We start from the raw sequence: 14,808 nt of genomic DNA on the forward strand, positions 1-14,808 counted from the left end.
TGAATATTATTTGAGGGAATTGGTATGGACAGTTAGGCCAGTCCTCTCTGCAAGGGATGAGGCAATCCGTAACTGATATTGCTCATGGAGGCTATCGTGTCATTTGAAAACTTGAAGATTAAACACAAATTGACCGCTGGGTTTGGCTTGACAATTTTGCTTATGCTAGCCAGCTTTACACTGTCTTTCGTCTACTTAAAAAATATTGACTACGAGTCAATGGCAGTTAGTGAGCATTATTTGCCATACGCCTTTCAAGCCGATGCAATGGAGAAGTCATTGCTCAAGATACAGCAAGATTTCTTTGCCTTGGCGAATGATCATATGCCTGACCCTAAAAGACAACAGAGCCTGCAGGATAAAGTCGAAGAATTCAAAAAACAACTAGGACTTTTTCAGGCGATGTTCTTAGAGATGAAGAATGAAGAGTACATAAAAAGGACTCGGGAGATTGCAACCTCTTTTGAATCGTTTCAGGCTGCTGGTCTAGCCATGATCGAGGCCTTTCATACTCAGGGTATGGAGAAAGGGCACGCTCTGAGCAAGCAATTCGACGTCCTAGCGTTGGGCCTGGAACAACAAGTGGATGCACTTCGGGAACGGCAGGCGCAAGTCGTAAAAGAGGCCGTTGGCGGCGTCACTAATTCCATAGACGCGATAAAGCTTGCCATGGCCCTGGCCGGCATTGTTGCGCTGGCTTGCGCGGCGTGCATGGCAATCCTGCTCAACAAAGGGATCGCCCGCCCGATTGCCGCGATTTCCACCCTTGCAAGGCGAGTGGCGGCGGGAGAAATGTCCTTGCGTATTGATGCCTCAGGCAGGGACGAAGTGGGGGAATTGGGGCAGGCCTTTAATTTCCTTTTAGAAAAAATCGAGTCTGCCTTGGTTTTGAACCGAGCGGTTCTGGACGCAATTCCCGACCCGGTCTACTTGGTGGACAAGGACCACAGGGTATTTCTTGCCAACCAGGCGACGGCCCGATTCTCGGGACGCGCCATGACGGATGTCCATGGAGCCGATTGTTCGGAGTTGTTCCGTGCCGCCCGCTGCCAAGGAGATGCCTGTCCGACAAAGGATGATGCCCGAACTGCAAATCGCGGCGAGGGCATAATGACCTGCCAGCTTGCCGGTGGAACAGTCTGCTTCCAACCCTTCTCTGATACGGTTCGGGACAAGCAAGGACGAGAGATGGGGGTCATTGATGTACTGAGGGATGTCACCTCCCTGGTACGTAAAGAAGAGGAAATTAAAGCCGGTTTCGCCCGAATGAGTGAAATCCATGTCGAGGTCGAAGAGGCTGCGGCACGTATAGCCGAGACGTCCGAAGAGATCGCGACCCAAGTGGAGCAGGCGGCTGCCGGGGCGAAAAACCAAACAGAGCGCGTGAGCGAGACGGCAACAGCCATGGGGCAACTGCGGGAAACGATCCTTGACGTTTCGAGGAACGCCGCCGACGCTTCGAGCCAGGCCGAGCTGGCCAGAGCCAAAGCCCAGGATGGCGCGGCCATCGTGCGTGAATCCGTCCAGGCCATAGGCACCGTGCACAGTCTTGCCGGAAAGCTCAAAACCGATGTATTCGCCTTAGGGCAACAGGCTTCGGCCATTGGCCAGATTATCGATGTCATCACGGACATTGCGGATCAGACAAATCTTTTGGCGCTCAATGCCGCCATCGAAGCGGCGCGGGCGGGAGAGGCCGGGAGAGGATTTGCGGTGGTAGCCGATGAGGTGCGAAAGCTGGCGGAAAAAACCATGAACGCAACCACGGAGGTGAGCTCCGCCATCGCCTCCATCCAGCAAAGAGTCGAGAGCAACATACGAGGTATGGACCAGGCTGTCGAAGCCGTCGAAACCGCAACGAACTTGGCTAATCGGTCTGGTCAAGCCTTGGAGGAGATCGTACCTCTCGTGGATACCACTTCTGACCAGGTCCGTTCCATCGCCACTGCTGCCGAGGAACAGTCCGCGACCTGTGAGGAAATCGGACGCAACGTGGATAACGTCAACGGTATTTCCCTGAAGACGGCCGAAGATATGGACCGTGCCGCCGGGGCCATCGCCAGGCTGGCGGATTTTGCCCAACGCCTTCGGAGTCTGGCAGACGCGGAGAGTGGCACGTGAACCATAGCAGCAGACCATAGGGCTGCACAAAGTTGCCGTTTAACCATATGGAGGCGTCATGAATGTGAAGGCACTCATCCTCGTGGGCTTGGTCGTCGTGGTTTCAGCCCTGCACTACGGCGTCGGAGGGAGCCATCCGGCCTTGCATCTGCTGCATCGTGAGTTCTATTTCATCCCCATTTTGCTGGCTGGGTTCTGGTTCGGCCTGCGCGTGGCCTTGCTCACCTCCCTGACCATCACCGTACTCTACCTTCCACCGGTTCTGGCCGGAAAGATGCTTCACGACACGCCGTCCACGGTGGTTGCCCAACTCGCCATGTTCAACGTGGTGGCTCTGCTCATGGGGCTGTTGGAGGATCGCAGGGCCAGGGAGCAGGAGCGGCTACTCGGAGCCGAGAAGATGGCTCTTCTCGGCCGGGCCGCCGCAGCCATCGGTCTGGAAGTCAAGGATGTCGTCGTGGCCTTGCGCCGCTTGGTGCGTGAGGGGGGCGGGTTCCGCAATCCCGGTGTAGAGCCCGATGTCCTGGGCGAAATCGACCGCCTGGATCATCTCCTGTACGCTCTAGTGCGATTTATTCCATCCCATCAGTTTCCCGCCATATCCCTCGACGTCAACGAATTGGTGATCGCCAGCGCCGCCCGTCTCCAGGGTATGGCCCACAAGGCCGGGGTCAAGCTGGTGGTGGAGAACGATCCTGCAGGTTGCCGCACCAGGGCCGTAGCCGAGGAGTTCGGCGGCATCATCGACGCGTTGGTGAAAAACGCCGTAGAGGCCTCGCCAACTGGGGGCTCCGTCACCCTCGCCGCTGGGCGTCAGGGCCAGTTTTGTTTGATCACGGTGCGCGACAAAGGGCAGGGCGTCTCTCCGGAACATATGGATAAAATTTTTCTACCCTTTTTCAGCACAAAGCCGGGAGGCCATGGTTTGACCCTGGCCTCGACCAAAAAATTCCTCAAGGATATCGGCGGGGATATGACCGTAGAGAGCGAGCCCGGAAAGGGGGCCGCCTTCCACATGGTTATTCCCAGGGAACGGGAAGGCGACGATCCCCTCGGAGGGTTTGGGCCTAGCCTCTCCCGCAAGGCCTCTTCCAAGGGGTGAGAAATATGGTCCTTCAAAAACTTGGCCCTGCCAACGCCGGAGACGAGGGCTTTCCCTTTGTCGCGACAACGGTGCCGACTCGATGGGCCATCAGGCACGTCACTTCTTCTGGTTTTATCCTCGATTCAGGTCTATTGTCGAAATAAGGCAAACCCGCCGGAAGCCCATCTGTCCAGCCTGACATGATAAGCATGCAGAATCGTTCGGGAGACAAGCATGAGCGAGGATGAAACAAAACACCTATTTGAAGAAGGGACCATCATAAACGGCAAATGGACGATCCTGGATCACATCGCAACCGGCGGCAAGGGCGAGGTCTATCTTGCCAAACAGCGAGACCTGGATCGTCGGGTGGCCCTGAAGATTATATCTCGGGCCTTTCTGAAGAGCCTGGCTGACGACGAGGCTGAAATGGCGGTGGAGCTGGAACGGTTTCGACGGGAAGTTCAGGTCATGGCCCGGCTGCGTCACCCCAATATCCTCCAGGTGTTTGACTACGACCAGGTGGAGATCGATGGTTCTCCTCTGAACTATCTCGTCATGGAATACGTGCCCGGTCCCACCCTGGCCCTGACCATGCCCGAAGATGGCCTTGGGAGCGACGCGGAGACTCTCAAGAACTGGATACGACAATATTTCCTGCCCGTCTGCAACGGTATGGAGGCCGTGCACGCCCAGGGCGTCATCCACCGCGACATCAAACCCGCCAATGTGCTCATCGACGATGGGACGCCCAAAATCGCCGACTTCGGCCTGGCCGGGGGCAACGTACGCGATTGCGTGACCCAAGACCATCATATCCTCGGCACGTTGCCCTACATGGCCGAGGAACAGTTTCTGGACTTGAACCTGGCCGACACCCGAGCCGACGTATTCTCCCTAGGCCGGGTCTTGTTCGAGGCCATGGCCGGGAAAAAAGCCCTGAAGAAAGCCAAGCCATTCGACACGGTAGGGTTGGAAAATCCGGTTAGCGACTTTCAAAAGCGCCTGGATCGAATCATCCGGCAGGCCTCGGCCAAAAATGTGGCCAAGCGCCTGCCGTCGGTCAGAACCCTGCGCCTTGCCCTGGAAGAACTCGTGGCCGAGGCCCCAACCAAGGGAGCTTACCAGGGCGCACCACACCGAACCGTTTGGCTCGTCTCGGCCGCGATCCTGGCCGTACTTTTCGGGGGAGGGCTGCTTTACCACTTCCTGTGGCAAATGCCGTCGCGGCAGGCCGGGCAGGTGGAGTTGAAAATGGAGAAGGCTACGCCGCAGCCCTCTCCGATGCCCCAAGCCCCTGCCCAACCTGGAACGGAAACACCGCCCCCCTTGCGCCTAGCCCCGGGCGAGACGCCGCCCCAGCGTTTGGCCACACCAGACGGCTCGAAGTTTGCTCTGGTCCCCGGCGGCGAGATTTCATTGAAGAGCGATGGCGGCACCCTGGAAACCATCCAAGTCGCCCCGTTTTATATGGAAGAAACCCAAGTCACCAATCACCAGTACATCATGTTTCTCAATCGAGTACGCAACCATATCCAGGTCAAAAAAGAAGCGGTTTACGGCGAGGACGGCCTATGGCTGCTGCTGGGGGAGGTCGCCCCGGGTTATGAGCCAATCGCCTACCGGGACGGCGAATTCGTGATGGACATGACCAATGGCGTTAACCCCGTCGTCCGGGTCACGGCCAAGGGAGCGCGGGCCTATGCCCATTTCTTCGGCCGCAGGATACCCACCCTGGCCGAATGGGAATTGGCTAGGCAGGAGGGGGCGAAAAACGAGAAGCCGGTTTCGATCCTGCCCTTGCCAAGTCCGTTCCAACTCGTTCAGCACATGCACGCCGCGCCTGAACCTGCCCCGCCCTTATCTCCTGCCCCGGAGAACCCCACGCAAGCCACGCCGAAACAAGTCAAATCGTCCGTTTCGCCCGTGCCAAAGCCCGTGCCGACTCCGTCGGCCTCACGGCGCGAGGTCTTCCCCGTGGGCGAAGCGTCGACCAATGGGCTCGGCATCAAAGGGTTGGGAGTCAACGTCAACGAATGGACTACGGTGAAGACCGGCGCCGAAACGGAATATTTCATCGTGGGCGGCGCCAGGCCCAGCAGGACCAAGGAGCCTTATAAGCGCCAAAAATGGGAGGCCTTCGGCGATGTGGGGTTCCGCACGGTCATCCCCCTGCCCCAACCGCAAACTTCTATGTAGATGAAGGACAGCCATGCAAGCATTCGGGGCGAGCGATCAAGGACGGGTCAGACGTCAAAATCAGGACCGATTCCTGGTCAGGCAACTGCCGGACGGTTCCATGCTCCTGGCCGTGGCCGACGGTCTTGGCGGCCAGGCTGGGGGCGACGTGGCGGCCCAGGCGGTTGTTGACGCCCTGGTCCGTCTGGAACCAGGCGACGGCCCGCCCGAGTGGCTATTGGCCTTGGCCGTGGAAACGGCTGCGACCGATATCCAAGAAAAAACCTTGGCCGACCCAAAGCTGGCCGGCATGGGCTCCACCGCCACCGTTGTTTGGGTACAAAACAATTTTGCCGTTTACGCTCACATCGGCGATAGCCGCCTCTACCTGTGGCGCAACGGCGTTTTGTCCAGGATCACTACCGACCATACCTTTCTCCAGGATTTTTTGGACGATGGCAGTCTCACACCGGAACAGATTAAGGACCATCCGTTCCGGAACATACTGGACAAGTGCGTGGGCTGCGACGGGTCCGAGCCGGACACCGGGAGCCTCGCGCTGCACGAGGGCGACGCCCTGCTTTTGTGCACTGACGGGTTATTCAAGGAGCTTCACGAGGCGGACATCGCCGCTATCATGGCCTCGGGCGCAACACCACAGGAAACGGCGACCACATTGCTCAACCAGGCTCTGGCAGCCGGCGGGCGTGACAACATCACCGTGGTCATGCTGCGGCTAACGCTTTGATTGGATACATCAAATTTTACCAATATTCTATATGAGCACATTGAAAATCAAATCCGCCCTTGTCTTAGGGATTCTTGTCGTCACATTTACCTTCTCTCAAGGACTTTATCGAAACAATATCAGCGCGCTGCATGACTCTCTTTTTAAGTCGATTGAAATAACCGAAGAGGTCCATGAAGCTGAAGCCTTTCATTCCGCAATGCACTCCATGCTCATTTCTGCCTCGGCTTATGATAGAATCCATGATTATTCTTTTGAACGTGAGTACTTGAAGTACCGTGAAATCGGCGAATCCACTCTCGCAAAACTCCGCAACAGAGCAAAAATGCTGCCATCACCTGGTCATGCCAGTCACGGCGCAGATAATAGCAAATCAATCCTTGATAATCTTGCTGATAGCTTTCAGACATACAAATCAACGCTGGACAACGTTTTTAACAAGAATACCACATCCGCCCACGCGAATATATCTGCGGGAAGAAATATCTTTGACACTATTTTCCATAAATACTACGCTACACTGCATAGCACCCACAGCGATAGGCTTGATTCCATCAAGAGTGAAGCCAGTCGCATTTATAGGGAATCCAACGTCCTTTTTATTGCTCAACTCATTGCCGCCATTCTAGCTGGCATCCTCGTTGTTGTCTTTGTGGACAGAGTATTTATCAAAATATACAAACTCACGAAACAACATTCCCTCACCGATGCCCTGACTTCGTTGCACAACAGACGATATTTAGAGAAAATTATCGAGGATGAGTTCCAGGTGGACCAAAGGCCGCTGCCATCCGTGTCGGCAATCCTGTTAGACATCGACAATTTCAAACAGTATAACGATCAAAATGGGCATGTGGCGGGCGACCATCTCCTCAAGGACTTGGCCTCGGTGCTGAAGCGATCCATCCGCAAGACCGATCGACTGGTGCGTTATGGCGGGGAAGAATTTCTTGTATTGCTTCCAGAAACATCCAAAGCCGAAGCCGCAGGGGTGGCCGAAAAGATAAGGGCAGTCGTAGAGGCCAGCCAATTTCATCTTCCAGACGGCTGCCCAGCCAGTCAAGTGACGGTGAGCGTTGGTGTGGCGACCATGCCTGAGGACGCAGGCCATGTGGAGCAACTTATCAAGACGGCCGATGACCTGCTGTACCGAGCTAAAAGGGAAGGGAAGAATAGAGTCTCCGTTAGCAGCTGCGACAGCGGCGATACCGACGCTTGACAACTTATTTTGTCCCGTGTTTAATATCAAGCGTTGCCAAGAGGTTGCCTGAAAATTTCAGTCCTCTCGCCAAAACGAACTGTCAAGCGTTGGAGGTTCTCCTGTAGCGTCAGATAGCTACAAATTATTGTATGGAGTGGAGTGGTCAAATGCCAATGCCCAATTGTCACGGAATGCAGGATACCGGTTGCACGTTGGAAAAGTCGCCATCCGCGCCGAACACGCCCCGCCCGCGAATCTATGGGGCAGCACTGCTGCTGGCCCTGACTTGGTTTCTGACCCTCCACGTCTCGGGACCGCATGCCGCTCAGATCCCCGATCTCGACGCCTACTTGGCCGAAGCCGCAGCCAACAATCCCGACATCAAAGCTGCGACCAAACGGGCCGCCGCAGCCAAACACCGCATCCCCCAGGAAAAAAGCCTGCCCGATCCCTCGGTGTCCGTGGGCTATCAGAACGAGGGCCTGCGCTGGTACACCTACGGCAATTCCGACGATGCCCAATGGATGGCCGGCCTGTCCCAGACCATCCCCTACCCGGGCAAGCTCATGGCCAAGGGCGACGTGGCCGCTCGCGAGGCCGACACCCTGGGCATCCAGGCCGACATCGTCCGTTTCAAGACCGAATCCCGGGTCAAGGAACTCTATTACGACTTGTTTTTGGCCTACAAAAGCCTGGACATTTTGGAGCGAAAGGAAAATCTGCTGGCCGGCATGGAGCAGGCCGCTCTGGCCCGTTACAGTGCGGGAGTGGGCTCCACCCAGGACGTACTCATGGCCCAATCGGAAAAGTACCTGCTGCTGGACCAGGGCGTGGCCTTGCGCCGGCAGATCACCACCCAGGAGGCCATGCTGGCCGAAGCTCTGGGCCGGCGCGCTCCCGGAGGCATCCCCAGGCCGGCCGAGCCCCCGGCCGCCCTCTATCCCCGCTCCCTGGACGAGTTGCTGGCGAAATTCGCCCCTGGCGCGCCGGAGTCGCGCTCCCGGGAAAAAATGGTGGAAGCGGCCGAGGCCAAGGTGCGCGTGGCCAAGGGCGAATTCGTGCCGGACCTGACCGTCAACGCCGGCTATGCCCGCAAGGGCTTCAAAATGGAGCGCGAAATCAAGCCCGTCGTCGAAGGAGGGGATTCATTCACTGGCCGTACCCAGAAGTGGGTGGACATGTGGACCCTTGGCGTTTCGGTGACAGTTCCCCTGTATTTTTGGTCCAAACAGATGGAAGGCCTCAAAGAGTCGAGGCAGGGGCTGGAGGCCGCCAGACAGGAACTGGAAGCCGCTCGCAACACCATCACGTCCATCGTGCGCGACAACTACGCCGTCATCAAGGCCGCCGAGAGCAGCATGAACTTGTATACGAAGTCGCTTGGGCCTCGCAGCCACCAGGATTACGACCTAGCCATGGCCCGCTACGCCGCCGGTGGCGGCGACGCCCTGACCGTGCTCACCCGACTCAAGAACCTCTTTGACTACGAAGTCGACTACTGGACCCGGGCCGTGGACAAACAAAAGGCCGCAGCCAAATTGGAAGCCCTGCTCGGGCTGGCCCAACACGCCGAACAGACGGGCAAAACCGCAAATCACGCGCCCTAGCCGCCCCCAACCCCCGGAGAATGCCCTATGCGACGCGTCTCCTTGGCCTTGTCTCTGACTCTGCTTCTGGCCGCACCAGCCTTGGCCATTGCCCAAGCCGACCATACCGGCCATGCCGCGCCGGCCCAAGCGCCGGCCACCCCGACCACATCGGGGCATGAAGGCCATGCCCCGACAGCGTCGCCTCCGGCCCCGCCCCGGCCAACCAGTCCGTCCATGCCCGGCATGCCGGGTATGCCAGCCCAGCCGCAATCCCCACAGCCGGCCCCCCAGGCCGGGCCGCCCACCATCAGCATCGGCCCAGACATTATGCGGGCCATGGGCGTGCGCACGACGCCGGTGGCCAGACAGCCCTTGCAGCGCGTCATCCGGGCCACCGGCCGGGTGGAGTTCGACGAACGCCTTCTGGCCACGGTGACGACCAAGATCGAGGGATGGGTGGAGAAACTCAATGCCGACTATACCGGCAAGCCGGTCAAGAAGGGCGAGGTGCTGGCCTCCATATACAGCCCGGAGGTCATGGCCGTGCAGTTTGAGTATCTGCGTCTGCTCGACTGGGCCGCCAAGACCTCGGCCACGTCCGGAACCGCCGACACGGGACTGGACCTCGGCGGCAAGGACGCGGCAGCTTTGCTTGCCGCCGCCAGGGAGCGCTTCAAGCTTTTCGACGTGGGTGACGCCTTCATCCGGCAACTGGAAAAAAACCGACACCCCACTCGTGATTTTCCTGTGGTGAGCCCCATAAACGGCTTCGTGGTCCGCAAGATGGTGGTTGCCGGGACTAAAGTCGCGCCCGGCGAAAAGTTGTTTGATCTAGCCGATCTGTCCACGGTGTGGGTCATCGCCGAGGTCTACGAATACGAGCTGCCCTGGGTCCAGCCGGGACGCAACGCCGTGGTCCGCTTAAGCAACGCCCCGGACGCACAGTACCCGGCCGTGGTGGACTACATCTACCCCACCCTCTCGGAGGAAACCCGCACGGCCAAGGTCCGTTTCGTGCTCAAAAATTCCGGCGACGTGCTGCGACCGGGCATGTACGCCCGGGCCGACATCGATATTGATCTCGGCGAGCGCTTGGTTGTTCCCCGCGAGGCCATCATCGACACGGGCGAGCGGCAAGTGGTCTACGCGGAAGTTCGCCCCGGCGCGTTCGAGTTGCGGGAGGTCAAGATCGGTGCCGAAGCCAGCGGCATGGTCGAGATCGCCGCCGGGCTCAAGGAAGGGGAAAAAGTCGCGACCGCAGCCGCCTTCCTCATCGATTCCGAGACCAGGCTCAAGGGCGGGGGCGCTACCGGCGGGCACCAACACTAAGCGAGAACAAATTTTATGCTTATCGCCAAAATCATTAACGCCAGCGCCAAGAACGCCTTTCTGGTCATCCTGGCCACAGCCCTGCTCGTCCTGTGGGGCGTGTGGGCGCTTCGGTCCACGCCCCTGGACGCCATCCCGGACTTAAGCGACCCACAAGTCATCGTCTACACCGAATGGCCGGGTCGAAGCCCCAACCTGGTGGAGGACCAGGTCACCTATCCCATCGTCACCACCCTGCTGGCCGCCCCCAAAGTCCAGGCCGTGCGCGGCTATTCCTTTTTCGGCAGTTCGTTTATCTACGTGATCTTCCAAGAAGGCACGGACATTTACTGGGGCCGAAGCCGCGTTCTGGAATATCTGCAATCGGTCAAAAGCAAGATACCGGCCGATGTCACGCCCCAACTCGGCCCGGATGCCACCAGCCTCGGCTGGGGATTCTCCTACGCCCTGGAGGATCCGGACAACCGCTATGACCTGGGGCAACTGCGCTCACTACAGGATTGGAACCTCAAGCTGGCCCTGGAAAGCGTCCCCGGCGTGTCCCAGGTAGCCAGCGTCGGAGGCTACGTCAAGCAATACCAGATCACCGTGGACCCCAACCGCCTGCAAGGCTACGGCATCCCCCTGACCAAGGTCCTGGAGGCGGTAAAAAAAAGCAACAACGAGGTTGAAGGCCGGGTTCTGGAGTTCACCGGCATCGAATACATGGTGCGCGGCAAGGGCTATATAACGAGCGTCAAGGACATCGAGGATATCCCTGTGGGGGTGAGCCCCCGGGGCACGCCTGTCTACGTCCGGGACGTGGGCAGCGTGCGGATTGGGCCGGAAATACGGCGCGGAGCCGCCGACCTCGACGGCAAGGGCGAGGTCGTGGGCGGCATCGTGGTGGTGCGCTTCGGCGAGAACGTCCTGTCGGTCATTGAGCGGGTCAAGGAGAAAATCGAAAAAGATATCAAACCGAGCCTGCCCGAAGGGGTACGCGTCGTGCCCACCTACGACCGCTCGGACCTGATCGAGCGGTCCATCGATACGCTGACCGAAGAGATTGTGAAGCTCACCATTGCCGTCTCAGTGGTGTGCATCGTTTTTCTCTTTCACCTGCCAAGCGCCCTGGTGGTCATCCTCACCCTGCCCGTGGCCATCCTCATCTCGTTTATCTGCATGTACTACCTGGGCGTGACGTCTAACATCATGAGCTTGTCCGGCATCGCCATCGCCATCGGAGCCATGGTGGACGCCTCCATCATCATGGTGGAAAACGCGCACAAGCGACTGGAAGAATGGGAAGAGTCGGGCCGCCAGGGGCCCCGCGCAACGGTCATTGTGGCTGCGGCCGCCGAGGTCGGGCCGTCACTGTTTTTTTCGCTGCTGGTCATCACTCTGGGGTTCCTGCCGGTTTTCACGCTTCAGGCCCAGGCCGGCCGGCTGTTCAAACCCCTGGCCTTCACCAAAACTTTCGCCATGCTGTTTTCCTCGTTTCTGGCCGTGACCCTGACGCCCGTGCTCATGACCATACTCATCCGAGGCAAAATCCGGCCGGAAGAGAAAAATCCCATCAGTCACGTCCTGCGCCTGATGTATACGCCGTTCGCCCATTTAGCCCTGCGTTTTAAAAAGACGCTTCTGGTTCTGGCCCTGATGGTCCTGGTCGCCACGGCCATTCCCTTTTCGCGGCTGGGCACGGAGTTCATGCCGCCGCTTTACGAGGGCACGCTTTTTTACATGCCCGCGACCATGCCCGGCGCTTCCATTGGCGAGGCCACAAAGCTCTTGCAGTACCAGGACGCCATGCTCAAGACCATTCCGGAAGTCGACCAGGTCTTCGGCAAGGCCGGCCGGGCAGAAACGGCCACAGACCCGGCCCCCATCGAAATGTTTGAAACCGTCATCAACCTCAAGCCCGAATCCCAGTGGCGGCCGGGCATGACCGTGGAAAAGATCAAGGCCGAGATGGATCAAAAACTGACCATGCCCGGCGTGGTCAACGCCTTCACCATGCCCATCAAAGCCCGCATCGACATGCTCTCCACCGGTATCCGCACCCCGGTCGGGGTCAAGATTCTCGGGTCGAACCTGAACACTATCGATCACATCGGCCTGGAAATCGAGCAGGCCATTCGCGGCGTGCCCAACACCCGCAGCGTCTATGCCGAACGCGTGACCACCGGCTATTTCCTGGATTTCAGCGTCAATCGGGAGAAGGCCGCCCGCTACGGCCTGACCGTGGGCGACGTGCAGGAGGTCATCCAATCGGCCGTGGGCGGCATGAACCTGACCACCACAGTGGAAGGCCGCGAGCGCTATCCGGTCAATGTCCGCTATCCCCGGGAGCTTCGCGACAGCCTGGAAAAGCTGCGCCGGGTCTTGGTCCCTGTAATGATGCCCGCCGGCAGGCGGCCAACCGAACCTGATCGCGGTGGCTTCGAAATCCCCCCGCCCTTAGGGGCCTTAGCCACGGCCACGGGAACCGTGAATATTCCCCTGGCCGAACTGGCCGATATCCAGGTGACCAAGGGACCGACCGTCATCAAAAGCGAGGCGGGGATGCTCGTCTCCTATGTCTACGTGGACTTTGCCGGCACGGACGTCGGAACGTATGTGGACGGGGCCAAGAAAGCCGTGTCCGCCATCGAAATCCCCAATGGCTATCGGCTGGGGTGGAGCGGCGAATACGAATACCTCGTGGCCACCCATGAACGCTTGAAAATGGTTATCCCACTCACAGCTGCCCTCATCTTCATCCTGATCTATTTAAACACAGGTTCGGTGGCCAGCACCTTGATCGTCCTTTTGGCCGTGCCCTTTTCCCTGGTGGGCTCGTTCTGGTTTCTCTATCTTTTGGGCTACAACATGAGCATCGCTGTGTGGATCGGACTCATCGCCCTGGCTGGCCTTGATGCCGAGACCGGCGTGGTCATGTTGCTCTATCTTGAGTTGGCCTACGCCAAATGGCAGAAAGAGGGCCGGTTGAACAGCCGCAAAGACCTGGAGGACTCGATCCTGTACGGCGCAATCAAGCGCATTCGACCCAAGATCATGACCGTGACGGTCATCCTGGCTGGACTCGTGCCCATCATGTTCAGCCATGGGACCGGCTCGGACGTGATGAAGCGCATCGCGGCTCCCATGGTCGGCGGCGTCATCACCTCCACCATTCTGGAACTGCTGCTTTATCCGGCCATCTTCGCCTTATGGAAGGGCCACAGGCTGAAGAAAGAGTAAAAAACCAAAGGGATATCTTTAACCTCCAAAAAACAAGAATGATTCTAAACAATTTAACCGGGTTGAGTCTTACATGACAAACCAGCCCAGCGAGGAGAAAACCATGTCCAAATCTATCCGCCGTTACGCGCTGGCCGTTACCCTTGGCATCTGCCTGACCATGCCCTTGAAGGCCTTTTCCGCTGGCCAGGAAACCCCTGCCACACCCCACACTGGTGGTGACACGACGATGCATTCCGATAACAATATGACGAAAGGTGCCGGCATGATGATGCATGGTGCCGACATGATGATGAAAAACGATGAAAAAACGATGACGGAAGGCCACGCCATGATGATGGAGGGCCACACCATGATGAAGGAAACAAAAATGATGGACATGGCTGGCAAGAAAATGATGGAAAGTGCCGACATGATGAAAGAGGGCGGAGGTATGATGATGGAAAAGAATGAAGCAATGAAAATGAAAGGCAAGGACATGATGATGAAAGGCATGGGTATGATGAAGGAAGGTCAATCCATGATGCACCAATAGCCAGATCCTCTTTCAAATACTCACGAAAGGCGGGGAGTTGTGAAACTCCCCGCCTTTTGTTCCAACATTCAGACCTCGACCGATTCCTTGGAAGACGATCCCTCGGCAAGTTTTCGCAGGCGCTCTTCAAGTTCCCCGGCGAGATCGATCATGGATATCTGACTTGAAGTGTCCTGTCCGGAAGAACCCCGAAGGATGACGATCCTGGCCAATTCCCGTAATGCCCCGATGGCCGCGTCAATGATGCGGCCTTGCTCCTCAACGACTTGCAAAGAATCGAGAATCTCCTGGCTCGGAGTAAAACGCCTGCAATGCCGGACCTGCCCGCCAATGATCATGTTCGCGTTGAGGAGGTAATGGGATAACGTGGCCGTGAGGGCCTTGACGGCCTCCAAGGCTGTCGCGCCTTTCTCCTGCTCCAAGACCAATTGCTGCAGTCTGCGAGCGTGGTTGAGATACAGGCCAGTCATCAATCCGAATGCGGTGCCAAACAACACCAACGGAACCGCCATAGGGAGCATGGCGTATTCCAGGGCGAGAACGGATTGCAGGCTCCAGTCGCCGGCAAGGTCCGGAGAAGAATACCCTGGGATGGCTCCCATGGATGCCAGCAACATCACGTAGGGATGCAGCAAGAGGAAGCCAGCTATGCCCCCAAGGATCAAGCCCCAGATGGGGCGCACCCACTTTTTGCAGCCAAGCGAAACGATATCACTATCTTGTCTCTTCATCCCACCTCCCTTGTTAAGTCGTAACAATACGATATAGCACGAAAAGTGTTCAATTCATGCCGAGTCGCCA

The 14,808-nt window shown here is 57.9% G+C and carries 10 protein-coding genes; 9 read left to right on the top strand and 1 reads right to left on the bottom strand.

All coding sequences use genetic code 11. The features are described from left to right. Positions 1 to 96: 96 nt before the first annotated feature. The 9 genes from NY78_RS20445 (at position 97) to NY78_RS20485 (ending at position 14,007) form a co-directional block, all read left to right on the top strand. Positions 97 to 2,121, top strand: coding sequence for a methyl-accepting chemotaxis protein (locus NY78_RS20445; RefSeq protein WP_197084287.1), 2,025 nt, complete (start codon positions 97 to 99; stop codon positions 2,119 to 2,121). Between the two features lie 58 nt (positions 2,122 to 2,179). Further along, positions 2,180 to 3,223 carry an ATP-binding protein gene (locus NY78_RS20450; protein ID WP_047960317.1) on the top strand — a complete coding sequence of 348 codons (1,044 nt, stop codon included), beginning with the start codon at positions 2,180 to 2,182 and terminating at the stop codon, positions 3,221 to 3,223. Positions 3,224 to 3,439: 216 nt separating this feature from the next. Then, positions 3,440 to 5,404, top strand: a complete 1,965-nt coding sequence (locus tag NY78_RS20455) for a bifunctional serine/threonine-protein kinase/formylglycine-generating enzyme family protein (RefSeq protein ID WP_043640398.1) — start codon at positions 3,440 to 3,442, stop codon at positions 5,402 to 5,404. A gap of 13 nt (positions 5,405 to 5,417) precedes the next feature. Beyond that, complete coding sequence (locus tag NY78_RS20460) at positions 5,418 to 6,131, top strand: PP2C family protein-serine/threonine phosphatase (RefSeq protein WP_043640399.1); 714 nt, start codon at positions 5,418 to 5,420, stop codon at positions 6,129 to 6,131. Positions 6,132 to 6,162: 31 nt separating this feature from the next. Continuing rightward, entirely contained in the window at positions 6,163 to 7,350 is a 1,188-nt protein-coding gene (locus NY78_RS23305) for a GGDEF domain-containing protein (protein ID WP_053062289.1), read from the top strand. 194 nt (positions 7,351 to 7,544) lie between these two features. Then, positions 7,545 to 8,939 carry a TolC family protein gene (locus NY78_RS20470; protein ID WP_197084288.1) on the top strand — a complete coding sequence of 465 codons (1,395 nt, stop codon included), beginning with the start codon at positions 7,545 to 7,547 and terminating at the stop codon, positions 8,937 to 8,939. Between the two features lie 27 nt (positions 8,940 to 8,966). Further along, positions 8,967 to 10,250, top strand: a complete 1,284-nt coding sequence (locus NY78_RS20475; RefSeq protein ID WP_053062290.1) for an efflux RND transporter periplasmic adaptor subunit — start codon at positions 8,967 to 8,969, stop codon at positions 10,248 to 10,250. Positions 10,251 to 10,265: 15 nt separating this feature from the next. Then, complete coding sequence (locus NY78_RS20480; RefSeq protein WP_043640403.1) at positions 10,266 to 13,472, top strand: efflux RND transporter permease subunit; 3,207 nt, start codon at positions 10,266 to 10,268, stop codon at positions 13,470 to 13,472. A 103-nt stretch (positions 13,473 to 13,575) separates the two neighbouring features. Continuing rightward, complete coding sequence (locus tag NY78_RS20485) at positions 13,576 to 14,007, top strand: hypothetical protein (RefSeq protein ID WP_043640406.1); 432 nt, start codon at positions 13,576 to 13,578, stop codon at positions 14,005 to 14,007. Between the two features lie 68 nt (positions 14,008 to 14,075). Here the strand turns inward: NY78_RS20485 and NY78_RS20490 are convergent, their stop codons facing one another. Further along, complete coding sequence (locus NY78_RS20490) at positions 14,076 to 14,738, bottom strand: hypothetical protein (protein ID WP_043640410.1); 663 nt, start codon at positions 14,736 to 14,738, stop codon at positions 14,076 to 14,078. Positions 14,739 to 14,808: the final 70 nt, after the last annotated feature.

The sequence above is a fragment of the Desulfovibrio sp. TomC genome, assembly GCF_000801335.2.
Lineage (GTDB): Bacteria > Desulfobacterota > Desulfovibrionia > Desulfovibrionales > Desulfovibrionaceae > Solidesulfovibrio.

Excerpts from the sequence above, each read along its gene's own strand:
- NY78_RS20450 (WP_047960317.1), top strand. The coding sequence starts at position 2,180 with ATGAATGTGAAGGCACTCATCCTCGTGGGCTTGGTCGTCGTGGTTTCA.
- NY78_RS20455 (WP_043640398.1), top strand. The coding sequence starts at position 3,440 with ATGAGCGAGGATGAAACAAAACACCTATTTGAAGAAGGGACCATCATA.
- NY78_RS20460 (WP_043640399.1), top strand. The coding sequence starts at position 5,418 with ATGCAAGCATTCGGGGCGAGCGATCAAGGACGGGTCAGACGTCAAAAT.
- NY78_RS23305 (WP_053062289.1), top strand. The coding sequence starts at position 6,163 with ATGAGCACATTGAAAATCAAATCCGCCCTTGTCTTAGGGATTCTTGTC.
- NY78_RS20475 (WP_053062290.1), top strand. The coding sequence starts at position 8,967 with ATGCGACGCGTCTCCTTGGCCTTGTCTCTGACTCTGCTTCTGGCCGCA.
- NY78_RS20480 (WP_043640403.1), top strand. The coding sequence starts at position 10,266 with ATGCTTATCGCCAAAATCATTAACGCCAGCGCCAAGAACGCCTTTCTG.
- NY78_RS20485 (WP_043640406.1), top strand. The coding sequence starts at position 13,576 with ATGTCCAAATCTATCCGCCGTTACGCGCTGGCCGTTACCCTTGGCATC.
- NY78_RS20490 (WP_043640410.1), bottom strand. The coding sequence starts at position 14,738 with ATGAAGAGACAAGATAGTGATATCGTTTCGCTTGGCTGCAAAAAGTGG.